A 14,017-nucleotide genomic window follows, 5' to 3' on the forward strand; every position below is an offset into this window, starting at 1 on the left:
CCGCGAGGAGGTCGCGTTCCTCGAGGCCCTGAGCGCCCCCATCCCGCGCAAACGGCCCACGACCGGCTTCGCGCACTGAACCGGGGCGTGAACCGCGGAAGACAGCGTCAGGCCTGCGGGGCGGGCTCGGCCTCCGCGTCGTCGGCGACCACGAGGGGCTTCGCGGCCCCCGAGAAGAGCCCGGATGCCACGATCAGACCGACCACGATCAGCAGCGTGTTCAGCAGGCCGATGTGGTCGCCGATCCACCCGAGGATCGGCGGGCCGCACAGGAATGCGACGTAGCCGATCGTGGCGGCGGCCGCGACGCGCGAGGCTGCCTTGGCGGGGTCGTCGGCGGCGGCCGACATGCCGATGGGGAAGCCGAGCGAGGCACCGAGACCCCACAGGGCGGCGCCGATGTAGACCAGCGGTCCGAACGGCGCGACGATGAACAGCAGAAGGCCCGCGGCGGCCGTGACCGCGAGGATCCGCAGCACCCACACGCGCCCGAAACGGTCCACGACCGGCCCGCCCGCGAGACGCCCGAGGGTCATCGCGACCGAGAACACCGCCAGAACGGCCGGGCCCGCTTCTTCGGGGGCGCCGTGGCCGAAGACGACCGCCGAGGGGAGCCAGTCGTTGGCGCTGCCCTCGGCGAAGGCCATACCGAGCATGATGACGCCGAGCGTGTAGGTCCGCGGCTCGCGCCACGCGGACAGGGACTCGCCGAGCCGCTCGCGCCAGTGCGCGCGCTGCTCGGCGGGCGCGGCATCCATGGCCGTCTCCCGGGCGGGCACGTTCGCGATCGCCACGACGGCCACGACCGCGATCACGATGCCCATCGCGACGCAGTGCGCGATCACGTCGACGTTCCCGCGCACGGCGAGGAAGCCGATCCCGGCCCCGATCACGGTGCCGAAGCTGAAGAAGGCGTGCAGCAGCGGCATCACGGTGCGCCCCGTGGCCTTCTCGAGGGCGGCGCCCTCGACGTTCATCATGACGTCGACGGATCCGTTGCCGAACCCGAACAGGGCGAGACCGACGAGGGCGACGCCGAACAGCTGGAGCGTGTCCGATCCGAGCCCGATGATGACGACACCCACGGCGACGCAGATCAGCGCCGCGAGCATGCCCCGACGCGCACCCAGCCGGGCCATGATGACGGGCGCGACCGACAGGCCGATGATGGATGCCACCCCCATGCCCAGCAGCAGCAGGCCGACGCCGGAGTTCTCGATGCCGAGGGACTCGCGGATGGCGGGCACACGCGACGCCCACGTCGAGATGCTCAGCCCGCTGGCGAGGAAGATCGCGCAGATCGCGATGTACCAGCGCACGAGGCGCGCACGGGTGAGCACGGAATCCATGTCGCCAGAGTATCGAGGATGGTCTCGCAGATCGAATCGATTCGAGCCGGCGGGGAGGGGAGGTACGATCAGGCGGTGAGCACGCGCCGCGCCACCATCAGCGACGTCGCCCGAGAGGCGGGCGTCTCCGCGTCGACGGCATCGGTGGTCTTCAGCGGCAACACGCCGACCTCCGAAGCCACGCGGGCCCGCGTGCTCGCCGCGGCCGCGAAACTCGGCTACACCGGGCCCGACCCCCGAGCGGCCTCGTTGCGCCGCGGCAGATCGGGGATCGTCGGCGTCGTCTTCGACCAGCACCTCGGGACCGCCTTCCTCGATCCCGTCACCACGCACATGATGGACGGCCTCGCCGACGGCGTCTCCCGTCTCGGGGCGGCGCTGCTCCTCCTGCGCGACGACGGCGAGATGGTGCGCGAGCCCTCGCTGCAGACCGCTCCGATCGACGCCGCCGTGCTGATCGGCTGCAGCCCGCGCCTGCGCGATTCGCTCGAGATCGTGCGGGCCCGCGGCATCCCCGTCGTCGTCGTCGAGGGCGATGCCGGGCCGGGCGTTCCCCGCGTCCTGCTCGACAACGTCGAGGCCCAGCGCGAGGCGGCCCGGTATGTGGCCGATCTCGGTCACCGCGACGTCGTGCTCGTCACTCTCCCCGTCGACATCGAGCGACGCCGCGGGTGGATCGCCGATGACGCCGTCGTGAGCGTCCACGTGACCGCCGATCGCCTCGCCGGTGCGCGTGAGGTCTTCCCACAGGCCCCCGCGCTGGCCGCCGCCGGCAGCTCGATCGACGAGGGCGCGATCGCCGGGCGCGCGATCTTCGCCGATCCCGACCGGCGTCCCACCGCCGTGATCGCACAGACCGACCTGCTGGCCGCCGGGGTCATCCGGGCCGCCGAAGAAGCCGGTCTGCGCGTGCCGCTCGATGTCAGTGTGACCGGCTTCGACGGTGTCGTCGTGGATGGTCTCGCGCCCCACGTGCTCACGACGCTCGTGCAGCCGGCGACCGCCAAGGGCCGGGCCGCTGGCGAGGCCGTATCGGCGATGATCGAGGGATCCACGCCCGCCGGCCTGGACCTCACGTGCGTCTTCCGGGTGGGCACGACGACCGCCCCGCCGCGTACCACATGAGGTCCTCGGCGCAGGGCTACGGATGCTCCCGGTAGAATAAGAGTCCACACCCCGAGAGCCCGGGCATTTGCCCGTCGACCCCGAGGAGGCCCACGCTGCTGGCATTCCTCGGCGCGTTCGCGCTCGTCCCGATGCTGTTGCCTCTCCTGGTGGCCCGCATCGGAGCTCGTGCGTTCTACGTCGCAGCGGTTCTGCCGGCACTCGCCTTCGCATACGCGATCGTGCAGGCCCCCGCCGTCTTCTCCGGCGACATTCCCTTCGAGGAATACTCCTGGATCCCGGGGCTCGGCATCTCGCTCTCGATGCGCATGGACACGCTCGGCTGGCTCCTGACGCTGGTCGTGACCGGGGTCGGCGCATTGGTCATGCTCTACTGCCGCTGGTACTTCCGCGGCAAGACGCAGGGCGTCGGCCAGTTCTCCGCGGTGCTCCTGGCCTTCGCCGGAGCGATGTACGGCCTCGTCCTGACCGACGACATCGTCGTGCTGATCATGCTGTGGGAGGTCACGAGCGTCCTGTCGTACCTGCTCATCGGGTATTACCACGGTCGCGCTGCCAGCCGCCGTGCCGCCCTGCAGGCGCTGCTGGTGACCACGCTCGGCGGTCTGGTGATGCTGATCGGTGTCGTGCTGATCGTCGTCCAGTCCGGCACCACGAGCTTGTCGGCCATCCTCGCGGACCCGCCCGTAGGCCCCGTCGTCGACGTCGCCGTGCTGCTCCTCCTCGTCGGTGCGCTGAGCAAGTCCGCGATCTTCCCCTTCCATTTCTGGCTGCCCGGCGCCATGGCCGCCCCGACGCCGGTCAGCGCCTACCTGCACGCGGCGGCGATGGTGAAGGCGGGCATCTACCTCGTCGCGCGCCTCGCCCCGGGGTTCGCCGACACTCCGCTCTGGCGGCCCACGCTCATCACGTTGGGCGTGTTCACGATGCTCCTCGGCGGTTTCCAGGCGCTGCGCGAGCGCGACCTAAAACGCATCCTCGCCTTCGGTACCGTGAGCCAGCTCGGCTTCCTGACCGTGATGCTCGGGTACGGGACTCGGGATGCCGCTCTCGCCGGCGTCGCACTCCTGCTCAGCCACGCCCTGTTCAAGTCGTGCCTGTTCCTCGTCGTCGGCGTCATCGACCGCCAGCTCTCCACTCGCGACATCGGGGAACTCTCGGGCCTCGGCCGGCAGGCGCCGGTCATGGCGACCGCCTCGTTCATCGCGATCGCGTCGATGGCGGGCGTCATCCCCACTCTCGGCTTCGTGGCGAAAGAGACGGCGCTGACGGCGCTGTGGCACGAGGCCACCGCCGGAGCGCCCTGGGGCCTCGTCGCCCTGTTCGGTGTCGTCGCCGGTTCCGCGTTGACGGCGGCCTATGGCATCCGGTTCCTCTGGGGCGCGTTCTGGACGAAGCCCTCCATCGAGCGCACCGAGTGGCCCGACCCGCCGATCGGGTTCCTCGCCTCCCCCGTGCTCCTGTCGGGGGCGACCCTCGCGCTGGGCTTCCTCGCCCCCATGCTCGACGGGTGGCTCGCGCCGTACGCCGATGGACTGCCCGAGGCGACCGCGGGAGTCCCGGCGCCCGAGTACCCGTACCACCTCGCGCTGTGGCACGGTCTCGAGCCTGCGCTGTTCCTGTCGCTGGGCACCCTGGCACTGGGTGCGGCCATCTTCTGGGTCGTGCGGCGCACGCAGCTGCACCGTCGGCGGCGCGTCCTCCCCTTTACGGCGAACGACGTCTACAACGCCGTCGTGCGCGGGATCGACCGCACGTCGGAGTGGACGACGGCGCGCTTCCAGCGCGGATCGCTGCCCTTCTACGTCGGGACGATCTTCGTCGTGCTGGTCGTCGCCGAGGGCACCGCGCTCATCGCGTCCGACGAGTGGCGCGCGCAGCTCGACGCGTGGCAGTCCCCCGCGCAGCTCATCGCGGCTCCCATCATGATCGCCGCCGGAATCCTCGCCGTCCGCGCACGCAAGCGCTTCACGGGTGTGGCGCTGGTGTCGGTGACGGGGCTGGGCATGGTGGTGCTCTTCGGCACGAGCGGCGCCCCCGACCTCGCGCTCACCCAGGTGCTCATCGAGACCGTCACCCTCGTGGTGTTCGCCCTCGTCCTGCGCCGGCTCCCCGCCCGCATGGGCGAGCACAACGCCTCCGTCGCGCCCCTGGCGCGGGCGGCGCTCGGCGTCGGGGTCGGACTCACGATGGCCATCGTCGCCATCGTCGCCACCGGTGCGCGGCAGGACCTCCCCATCTCGCTGGAATGGCCCGCCCTCGCGTACGAGATCGGTCACGGCCGCAACGTCGTCAACGTCGCGCTCGTCGACCTCCGCGGCTGGGACACGATGGGCGAGCTGTCGGTGCTCATCCTCGCGGCCACGGGCGTGGCATCCCTCGTCTTCATCACCGATCGCAGCGACAACCTCTCCCGCCGCCGGTCCGGCACCGCCCGCAGCCGCGTGGGCCTCGGCCGCCGCCGGCCGCTCATCGAGACCGACAGTGGTGTGCGTGCGCAGCGTGCGGGAGAGTCCGACGCCCCGCGCGCATGGCTCATTTCGGGGTCGAAGGTGCAGCCCGAGAACCGGTCGATCCTGATGGAGATCATCATCCGGGTGCTCTTCCACGTGATCATCATCGTCTCGCTCTACCTGCTCTTCGCGGGGCACAATCTCCCCGGTGGCGGGTTCGCCGGCGGCCTCGTCGCGGGCATGGCCCTCGTGATGCGGTACATCGCCGGCGGGCGGTGGGAGCTCGGCGCCGCCGCGCCCACCGACGCGGGGCGACTGCTGGGCGCGGGCATGGCGATCGCCGTCCTCTGCGCGATCGTCCCGCTGTTCTTCGGGTTCGCACCGCTGCAGAGCTTCACGTTCGAGGGCGAGATCCCCGTCATCGGTCACTGGGAGTTCGTCACCAGCACGATCTTCGACGTCGGTGTGTACCTCGTGGTCATCGGCCTCGTGCTCGACGTCCTCCGCAGTCTCGGCGCCGAGGTCGACCGGCAGTCCAAGGATGCCGTCGACACCGAGGCGGTGACGCTTCCGTGACCATCTCGTTCGTCCTCGTCGTCATCATGGCCGTGCTCTTCGCGTGCGGCGTCTACGCCATGCTCGAGCGCAGCCTCACCCGCGTGCTGATCGGCTTCCTGCTGCTCGGCAACGCGGCCAATCTGCTGCTGCTGATCGTCATGGGCCGCCCGGCCATGGCGCCGTTCTACGACGGCGGGCAGACCGACTCCGCCGACATGTCCGACGCCCTGCCGCAGGCGCTGACCCTCACCGCCATCGTCATCACCTTCGGCATCTCGGCGTTCCTGCTCGCCCTCATCTACCGTTCGTGGCAGCTCGGCGAGGCCGACACCGTGGTCGACGACGCCGAGGATGTCGCGCTCCGCGAGCGCGCGGCATCCGAGCCCGAGGATGCCATCGACGACGAATCCCGCTCGGACGACGACGATGTGACGACCGACTTCGTCGGCGACGACGTCTCACCCATCCGCGTGCTGCACCAGGGCGACCTCTCGCACCTGGTGGACGATGCCCCGGTCGACCGCGTCGCCGTCCGCCGCACCCGGCCCGAAGGCGACACCCGCGGCCCGGAGGGCGGCATCGGCGACGCCGAGGACGATGCCCGCGATCCCGAGGACGGTGATCGCTCGTGAGCGCCCTGGTTCCCCTGCTCGTCGGCATCCCCCTCATCGGCGCGGCCATCAACCTCGTCTTCGGTCGCCGCAAGAAGACGCAGATCGTCGTGTCGGTGGCATCCCTGACGCTCGTGCTCGTGCTCGCCGCGATCCTGCTCGTCGCCGTCGACACGACCACCGGTCCCATCGCCGTGGCGATCGCCGGGTGGGACATCCCGCTCGGCATCGTGCTGTACGTCGACGTCCTGGCGGCGCTGCTGGTGATGGTGTCGGCCATCGTGCTGCTGGCGGTGCTGCTGTTCTCGATCGGGCAGGGAGCTGCCGACAACGACGAAGACACCCCGGTCTCGATCTTCTATCCGGCGTATCTGATCCTGGGTGCGGGCATCTTCAACGCCTTCATCGCGGGCGACCTGTTCAACCTCTACGTCGGTTTCGAGATCCTGCTCGTGGCCTCGTACGTGCTCATCACTCTCGGCAGCACCGAGTCGCGCATCCGCACCGGCGTGGTCTACATCGTCGTCTCGCTGGTGTCGTCGATCCTCTTCCTCGCGGCGATCGCGATGGTCTACGGCGCCCTCGGCACCGTGAACATGGTGCAGATCAGCGAGCGGATGGCGCAGCTGCCGCAGGACATCCAGACGATCCTGCACCTCATGCTGCTGCTCGCGTTCGCGATCAAAGCCGCCGTCTTCCCGCTGTCGTTCTGGCTCCCCGACTCCTACCCCACGGCACCGGCGCCGGTCACGGCGGTGTTCGCCGGCCTGCTGACGAAGGTGGGCGTCTACGCGATCATCCGCACCGAGACGCAGCTGTTCGTCGACAACGACCTCAACTTCCTGCTGATGATGGTCGCGCTGGCGACCATGATCGTCGGCATCCTCGGCGCGGTCGCGCAGGCCGAGCTCAAACGCATCCTGTCGTTCACGCTGGTCAGCCACATCGGGTACATGATCTTCGGGCTGGCGATCAACACCCCGCTGGCGGTGGGTGCGACGATCTACTACATCGTCCACCACATCATCGTGCAGACGACCCTGTTCCTGGCCGTGGGCCTCATCGAGCGCCGAGCCGGGAGCACCTCCATCCTCAAGGTGAAGGGGCTCATGCGTGCGGCCCCGTTGCTGGCGGTGCTGTACTTCATCCCGGCGATCAACCTCGGTGGACTACCCCCGTTCTCGGGCTTCATCGGCAAGTACGCGCTGTTCGACGCCGGTGCCCAGGTGGGGACGCCGGTGATGATGGTGCTGATCGTCGGCGGCATCGCGACCTCGATCCTCACGCTGTACGCGCTCATGCGGGCGTGGAACCTCTCGTTCTGGCGCGAAGAGAACGACTCCACCGAGACCCTCGAGCGGATCGCCTACCTGGGCAACGCCCCCGCGGCATCCATCTCGACCGAGCGCCGCACGATCCCCCGCATCATGACGTTCGCGACGGCGGGGATGGTCGTCGTCACGCTCTCGCTGACGGTGTTCGCCGGCCCGCTGCTGGACGTGTGCCTGCGCGCCGGTGAGCGCATCACTGACGGCATCACGCTCGTGCAGTTGCAGGAACAGGTGGCTGATCGATGAGCCCCTCACGCCGGTCGCAGTTCGGCTTCTTCGCGCAGCAGTTGCCCTTCTTCGTCATCCTCGTCGCGCTGTGGATGCTGCTGTGGGGACAGTTGACGTGGTTGGCGCTGATCACGGGACTCGTGGCCGCCGTGTTCGTCACCCGTGTGTTCCGCCTTCCGCCCGTCGACCTGTCGGGCCGCTTGAACCTTTGGTACGGACTCGTCTTCGTCGCGACGTTCTTCGCCGCCGTCGTGCGCGGCTCGCTCGTCGTGGCGTGGCAGGTGCTGGACTTCCGGCGGCCGCCGGGTGCGGCGATCATCGCGGTTCCGCTGCGCGTCGACGACGACGTCATCATGGCGCACACGGCGGTGACGGCCTCCCTCATCCCCGGTTCCTTGATCATCGACGTCGACCGCGAGGGGCGCACTCTCTTCCTGCACACCATCGGCATCCGCAGTGACGAGGATGCCGAGCACCACCGCCGCGTCGTGCTCGGCTGGGAGGCGCGCATCACGCGGGCCGTGGGTTCGCGCGAGCAGCTCGCCGATCTGCGTCGCCAGATCGCCCAGGCCGACGAGGACGCCCACCACGGGGCGGCTTCGCCCCGCGACGGACGGACCCCGCTATGACCGCTCTCGTCATCGTCATCCTCGTCGTTTTCGCCGTCGCCGCGGTGTTGGCGCTCATCCGGCTCGTCATCGGTCCGTCCATCCTGGACCGCGCCGTCGCCGCAGACGTGCTGCTGACCGAGGTGCTGTGCATCCTCGGGGCCGACATGGTCATCAACCACCACACGCGCTCACTCCCGACGATGCTCATCATCGCCGCGGTCGGCGTCTTCGGGTCGATCGCGGTGGCCCGCTTCGTGGCGCGGAAGGAGAACCCCCGGTGACCCTGGAATCCGTGCTCGACGTCGTCGCCCTCGTGCTCGTGCTGATCGGCGCGGTGCTGTGCCTGACCGCGACGATCGGTCTGCTGCGCTGGCGCGATGTGCCCTCACGTCTGCACGCGGCGACGAAGCCGCAAGTGCTCGGCGTGGTGCTCATCGTGACCGCGGTCGTGCTGGCGCTGCGCACGTGGGAGGCGCTGGCGTTCGGCATCCCGATCGTGCTGATCCAGTTCGCCACCGCGCCGCTCGCCGCGCACATGGTCGGCCGTGCCGCCTACCGCAACCGGACGATCGACGAGGCCGGCCTGTACGTCGACGACCTGCAGCACCGCACCGAGGACGGCGGCTCGATCGCCGCTCCCTCCCGCCCCGAGAGCTGAGGGCACCCCAGCGATAAACGCCGTCCGTGGTGAGACACGCGGCGTCGCAGCGTGTCTCAGCAGGAACGGCGTTTATCGCGATGCCGCCGCGGGCGTCGGCGCGCCTCAGCCGAGCGCGATGGGCTCGGGCTCGCGTTCGGCGTCGGCCGACTCCTGCAGCGCTGACTTGGCGCGGAGCGGCGGCGTGCGGAAGAACAGCGTGAGCACGAAGGCGATGAGCGCGACGGCCATGCCGACCCAGTAGACGCTGGTCGTCGACTCGTTGAACGACACCAGCATCGGCTTGCTCAGCCGCGGGTCGGCGCCGTTCAGGAACGACGTGTCGTCCATCGTGCTGTTGTCGAACGAGGAGTCCGACGAGCCCGACGCGTCGATGATCTGCGGCACGGCCTGGTCGACGAAGGCGCGGCGCGCGGTGGCATCCGAGAAGTCGAGCGTCACGGTGCCGTCGGCGGCGACCCGGGCGACCGGGACCTGCTGCTGGATCGCGGCGCCGGCCTGCGCGATCGCCTGCGTCTGCGCGGCCGCGGTGGCCTGGTCCTGCGCGGCGGCCGGAATCGTGCCCGCCGCGACCTGCTGCGCGACAGCGTCGGCGGCGGCGGTCTTCGCCTGCGCGATACCGTCCTGCGCACCGCTGAGGGCGCCGTCCGAGAGCTTCTCGACGAACGGGTCGTAGACCTTCTGCATGATGCCCTGGTTGGCGGGAGCCGCTGCGACCGTCGGGTCGAGGGCGGCATCCAGGGCGTCGGTCAGCGACGCGGGGTCGCGGAAGTTCGCCTGCAGGTTCACCGGTACGAGCGTGAACAGCAGCGACAGCAGCACCGCCGTGCCCAGGGTTCCACCGATCTGACGGAAGAAGGTGGATGCCGAGGTGGCCACGCCGATGTCACGCGGGCCGACCGAGTTCTGCGAGGCGATGGTGAGGGTCTGCATCAGCTGGCCGAGGCCGAGGCCGATGAGCAGCATGGAGCCGGCGATCTGCCAGTACGAGGTGTCGTACCGCACGAGCGTCAGGGTGAAGAAGCCGAGGGCCATGCAGGCGGTGCCGATGGTCGGGAAGATCCGGTAGTGGCCCGTGCGGGAGATGATCTGGCCGCTCACGATCGACGAGATCATGAGACCGAGGATCATCGGCAGCAGCTGGAACCCGCTCTCGGTCGGGCTGGAGCCCAGCACCAGCTGCAGATACAGCGGCAGGGTCAGCATCGCGCCGAACATGGCGAATCCGACGAAGATGCCGATCACGGTCGCCATCGAGAACGTCGACGAACGGAAGAGCTTCAGCGGGATGAGGGCGTCGTCCTTCATCGTGCGCTCGATGAGGATGAAGGCCAGGATGCCGAGGCCGCCGACGACGTAGCAGGCGATCGCGATGGGCGAGGTCCAGCCCCACTCGCGGCCCTGTTCGGCCACGAGCAGCAGTGGCACGAGGGCGATGACGACCGTCGCCGCACCGAACCAGTCGATGCGTACCGATCCATGCGGGTGGCGGGGGATGTGCAGGAACCGCAGCACGATGGCCAGGGCGACGAGGCCGATCGGCACGTTGATGAGGAACACCCAGCGCCAGCCGGCGATGAAGAGGATCTCGGGGGCGCCGGCGAACAGTCCGCCCACGAGCGGTCCGATGACCGAGGAGATGCCGAAGACGGCCAGGAAGTAGCCCTGGTATTTGGCGCGCTCGCGCGGGGCGAGGATGTCGCCCATGATCGCCAGTGGCATCGACATCAGTCCGCCCGCGCCCAGGCCCTGGATCGCGCGGAAGGCGGCGAGTTCGACCATCGAGGTCGAGAAGCTCGCCGCGATCGAGCCGAGGATGAAGATCACGATGGCGATGAGGAACAGCGGGCGTCGTCCGAAGATGTCGGAGAGCTTGCCGTAGATGGGCGTCGAGATCGTCGACACGATCAGGTAGGCGGTGGTCACCCAGGCCTGCTGACTGAGGCCGTTGAGGTCGTCGCCGATGGTGCGGATCGCGGTGCCGACGATGGTCTGGTCGAGCGCGGACAGGAACATCCCGGCCATGAGCCCGAAGATGACGAACAGGATCTGGCGGTGAGTCATCACCGGGGTGCTTCGGGTGGTCGGGGTCGACACGGCAGCAGTGGTCACGTTTCCTCGGGAGGGCGAGAGGGCCGAAAAGGGATGCCGCACGGCAGAGGCGCGCGACGTGGACCGGGAAGACGGGTGTCGCCGGTGCCGAAAAGAAGTTGTGTTTTGTCAACTATACGGCTGGCGAGGCCTCGCGCGGGCGCGTTCTCCCGAGGTTCAGATCTCGGCTTCGGCCGCGTCGCTCTCGGCCTGCGGTGAGGCGGAGCCCTCGGACGGGTCCGGTGTGTGCGTGCGGGCCTCGAGTTCGCCCGCCTCTCGCTCCTCGCGACGGCCCTCGGCGAGGAAGGCCAGACGGGTCAGGCACTCGTGATTGCGCAGCCGCAGCAGAGGCCGCCACAGGATGCCGGGAAGCAGCGCCGGCAGCCCCGACACGGGCTCCTCGGCGATCGTGACGGCGATCCCGTCGCCGTGCGGACGGACGTCGAAACGGATGACACCGCGTCCCAGCGGTCCGGCCTTGGGGCGCAGTCGCACCCGGCGCGGCGGGTCCCACTCCACCATCTCGGTCGTGTCGTGCAGCATCACCGGCCACACCCCCAGCGAGTGGTGGATCCGGGTGCCCTCTTGCGGCCACTCCGCGTCGACATCGCGCATGCGGGCCGCGCCCACGACCCAGACCGGGTACAGCCAGCCGTCGGAGAGCACGGCGAACAGGTCGTCCGGTGTGCAGCGCATCAGGCGGGTGTTGCGGCTGGCCATGGCATCCCCTCGCGGTCCTCGTCCCCCGACCCTATTCCGCCGGGGGCTCCGCGCGCGCTCTCGACGCTCGTCGCGACCTCAGCCGATGAGGCTCGGCTGCAGGTCGTGGAGCGTCCGGTGGTGCGTCATGCGTGTCACACCCAGCGCGGCGAGCAGCACGCCACCCACCAGCCAGGCGCCGAGCACGAGCAGGTCCGTGCCCACGCGGTCCAGGTCTCCGCCGTACATCACCTGCCGCATGGCATCCACCACGTAGCCCATCGGCAGCACGTGGTGCAGCGCGGCGAGTGGCGCGGGGAGCGTCTGCCAGGGGAAGGTCCCGCCCGCTGTCACCAGCTGCAGCACCATCAGCACCAGGCCGAGGAACTGACCGACCGACCCGAGCCACACGTTCAGCGCGAGCACGATCGCGGCGTAGGTCGCCGAGGCGAAGAGCAGGATGCCGAGCGCGGCCAACGGATTGGCGAACGAGAACTGCAGCGTGACGGCGAGCACCGTGAACAGGCCCACCATCTGCACCGAGCCGAGCGCGGCCGGGGTGAGCCACCCGGCGAGCGTGACGCGGAAGGGGGAGCGCAGCGCCGTCACGGCGCGCTTGGAGACCGGCTTGACGATGAGGAACAGCGCGTAGATGCCGATCCAGCCGGCCAGTGCCGCGAAGAAGGGCGCGAGGCCGGCGCCGTAGTTCTGCGCCTTGGTGACCGACGTCGACCCGACGCTGACCGGGTCGGAGATCGTGGCCGCCTGCGCCTGGCGGGTCTGGTCGTCGGAGTCGGGGATCTGCTGCACGCCCGACGCCAGACCGTCGCGCAGCTTCGCCGCCCCGTCCGAGAGCTGGCCGAGACCGCCGTCGAGGGCGCTCGCCCCGTCGCGCAGTTGCGCGGCGCCCGAGGCCGCGGTGGCTGCGCCGTCGGCGAGAGCGGAGGCGCCGTCGGCGGCGCCGGCCGCGCCCGAGGCGAGCGTGGCGCTCCCGTCGGCGACCTGGCGGGCGCCGGAGTCGAGGCGGTCGATCTGCGTCACGGTGTCCTGCACGCGGGCGTTCGCCGTCTCGAGGCGCTGGCCGACGGGGTCGAGTCGGGAGAGCACCTCGTCGACCTTCTGCGGGTCGACCCCGGCGTCGGCGAGGGCGGCCGCGATGTCGCTGCGGGCCTGCGGAAGCAGCGCCGCGGCCTCACCAGCGGCCGTGCCGACCTGGCGGGCGACGGTGTCGATACGGTCGACCCCGCCCGCCACCTGTTGGGCGCCGTCCGCGACGCGCGCCGACCCGTCGCGCAGCTGCGCGGTGCCGTCGCGCAGTTGCGCCGCGCCGTCCGAGAGCCGGGCGGTGCCCTCGGCGAGCTGCGCCGAACCGGAGGCCAGCTGCGCCGACCCGTTCTTCGCGGTGCCGAGACCGTCGACGAGCTGCGTCGCGCCGGTCGTGGCATCCACGAGGCTCACCCGGATCGTGTGGAGCGCATCCAGCAGAGTAAGCCCGGCCTCGTCGACGACCTTCTGCGCGACCGAGGCCTGGATCCGCGAGACGGCCTGCGAGCCGATCGTGGACGCGAGGTAGTTGTTGGCGTCGTTCGTGCGCAGCTCGATCGCGGCCTGTCGCGGCGCGCCGCTCGACAGGGATGCCACGGCGTCGCTGAAGTCGGACGGGATCGTCACGATGAAGTCGAAGTCGCCGCGCTCGAGTCCTGTCGAGGCCTGCTCGGCGTCGATCCGGTGCCATTCGAACGTGTCGCCGCCGAGCAGCTGGTCGGCCGCTTCGTCGCCGAGATTGCGCTGCTGGCCGTTGATGTCGGCGCCGCGGTCGTCGACGACGAGGGCGACGGGCACGTGCGAGAGGTTGCCGTACGGGTCCTGGTTGGCCCACAGGTACAGGCCGCCGTAGAGGATCGGCACGGCCAGGAGCGCCACGAGGGCGAGCACCGACATGCGGGTCGCCGTGAGGCGGCGCAGCTCCGCCGTGATCATCTGGGGGATCTTCACCGCACGTCCTCCTGCCGGGTGCCGTCGGTCGTGACGGGAGCGGGGCCGCGTCGCGTGGTCTGGTCGGAGGTGTCCAGGGTCGTGCGCGAGGCCTCCCCGGCGATGACGAGCACCGCGTATCCGCGTTCGGCGAACTCCTCGGCGATGCGCCACCACGCGCCGGGCTCGCCGCCGTGACGGTCGGGGGCGACGAGCACGAGCCCCTCGACGCCCCGGCGGAGTGCGGCGAGCTCGAGCAGCATCCGGATCCGCTGCGCCGGCTCGACATTGCCGATCGGCAGGGATGCCAGCGACTCCAGGCCGATGCC

The 14,017-nt window shown here is 70.2% G+C and carries 11 protein-coding genes and 1 pseudogene; 7 read left to right on the forward strand and 5 right to left on the reverse strand.

Features of this window, described 5'->3' with window-relative positions:
• Positions 1-107: 107 nt before the first annotated feature.
• Complete coding sequence (locus LQV45_RS07915; protein ID WP_230006519.1) at positions 108-1,349, reverse strand: sugar MFS transporter; 1,242 nt, start codon at positions 1,347-1,349, stop codon at positions 108-110.
• 75 nt (positions 1,350-1,424) lie between these two features.
• Here LQV45_RS07915 and LQV45_RS07920 point away from each other — a divergent pair, with 75 nt between their 5' ends.
• The 7 genes from LQV45_RS07920 to mnhG all read left to right on the forward strand — a co-directional run bounded on the left by LQV45_RS07920 (position 1,425) and on the right by mnhG (position 8,924).
• Positions 1,425-2,474: a LacI family DNA-binding transcriptional regulator gene (locus LQV45_RS07920; protein WP_230006520.1), complete on the forward strand. Its 1,050-nt coding sequence runs from the start codon at positions 1,425-1,427 to the stop codon at positions 2,472-2,474.
• A 95-nt stretch (positions 2,475-2,569) separates the two neighbouring features.
• Positions 2,570-5,503 (forward strand): Na+/H+ antiporter subunit A, encoded by a 2,934-nt coding sequence (locus tag LQV45_RS07925; protein ID WP_290370220.1) that lies wholly within the window; start codon positions 2,570-2,572, stop codon positions 5,501-5,503.
• On the forward strand, positions 5,500-6,117 hold the full coding sequence (locus LQV45_RS07930) for a Na(+)/H(+) antiporter subunit C (RefSeq protein WP_230006522.1): 618 nt from the start codon (positions 5,500-5,502) through the stop codon (positions 6,115-6,117). Before LQV45_RS07925 ends, LQV45_RS07930 begins: the two co-directional genes overlap by 4 nt.
• On the forward strand, positions 6,114-7,673 hold the full coding sequence (locus LQV45_RS07935) for a Na+/H+ antiporter subunit D (RefSeq protein WP_230006523.1): 1,560 nt from the start codon (positions 6,114-6,116) through the stop codon (positions 7,671-7,673). The genes LQV45_RS07930 and LQV45_RS07935 overlap by 4 nt, the downstream gene beginning before the upstream one ends.
• On the forward strand, positions 7,670-8,284 hold the full coding sequence (locus LQV45_RS07940) for a Na+/H+ antiporter subunit E (protein ID WP_230006524.1): 615 nt from the start codon (positions 7,670-7,672) through the stop codon (positions 8,282-8,284). The genes LQV45_RS07935 and LQV45_RS07940 overlap by 4 nt, the downstream gene beginning before the upstream one ends.
• Positions 8,281-8,547, forward strand: coding sequence for a monovalent cation/H+ antiporter complex subunit F (locus LQV45_RS07945; protein ID WP_138174101.1), 267 nt, complete (start codon positions 8,281-8,283; stop codon positions 8,545-8,547). Before LQV45_RS07940 ends, LQV45_RS07945 begins: the two co-directional genes overlap by 4 nt.
• 2 nt (positions 8,548-8,549) lie before the next feature.
• Positions 8,550-8,924, forward strand: a complete 375-nt coding sequence (gene mnhG / locus LQV45_RS07950) for a monovalent cation/H(+) antiporter subunit G (protein ID WP_230006527.1) — start codon at positions 8,550-8,552, stop codon at positions 8,922-8,924.
• Positions 8,925-9,029: 105 nt separating this feature from the next.
• Here mnhG and LQV45_RS07955 read toward each other — a convergent pair whose 3' ends face one another.
• From LQV45_RS07955 to LQV45_RS07970, 4 genes and pseudogenes are all read right to left on the reverse strand, one after another.
• The gene (locus tag LQV45_RS07955; RefSeq protein ID WP_230006528.1) at positions 9,030-10,988 is read right to left on the reverse strand and encodes an MDR family MFS transporter; all 1,959 of its coding nucleotides are present in this window, start codon (positions 10,986-10,988) and stop codon (positions 9,030-9,032) included.
• 204 nt (positions 10,989-11,192) lie between these two features.
• The gene (locus LQV45_RS07960; protein WP_230006525.1) at positions 11,193-11,735 is read right to left on the reverse strand and encodes an SRPBCC family protein; all 543 of its coding nucleotides are present in this window, start codon (positions 11,733-11,735) and stop codon (positions 11,193-11,195) included.
• Positions 11,736-11,813: 78 nt separating this feature from the next.
• The gene (locus tag LQV45_RS07965) at positions 11,814-13,709 is read right to left on the reverse strand and encodes a YhgE/Pip domain-containing protein (RefSeq protein WP_230006526.1); all 1,896 of its coding nucleotides are present in this window, start codon (positions 13,707-13,709) and stop codon (positions 11,814-11,816) included.
• A pseudogene (locus LQV45_RS07970) lies at positions 13,706-14,017 on the reverse strand (hypothetical protein); the annotation flags it as partial. The pseudogene LQV45_RS07970 and the gene LQV45_RS07965, both read right to left, overlap by 4 nt.

The organism is Microbacterium sp. Bi128 (assembly GCF_918698205.1).

What these genes read in the sequence shown, in the direction of transcription:
- LQV45_RS07915 (WP_230006519.1), bottom strand. Translation starts at nt 1,349, where the DNA reads ATGGATTCCGTGCTCACCCGTGCGCGCCTCGTGCGCTGGTACATCGCG.
- LQV45_RS07940 (WP_230006524.1), top strand. Translation starts at nt 7,670, where the DNA reads ATGAGCCCCTCACGCCGGTCGCAGTTCGGCTTCTTCGCGCAGCAGTTG.
- LQV45_RS07945 (WP_138174101.1), top strand. Translation starts at nt 8,281, where the DNA reads ATGACCGCTCTCGTCATCGTCATCCTCGTCGTTTTCGCCGTCGCCGCG.
- LQV45_RS07955 (WP_230006528.1), bottom strand. Translation starts at nt 10,988, where the DNA reads ATGACTCACCGCCAGATCCTGTTCGTCATCTTCGGGCTCATGGCCGGG.
- LQV45_RS07960 (WP_230006525.1), bottom strand. Translation starts at nt 11,735, where the DNA reads ATGGCCAGCCGCAACACCCGCCTGATGCGCTGCACACCGGACGACCTG.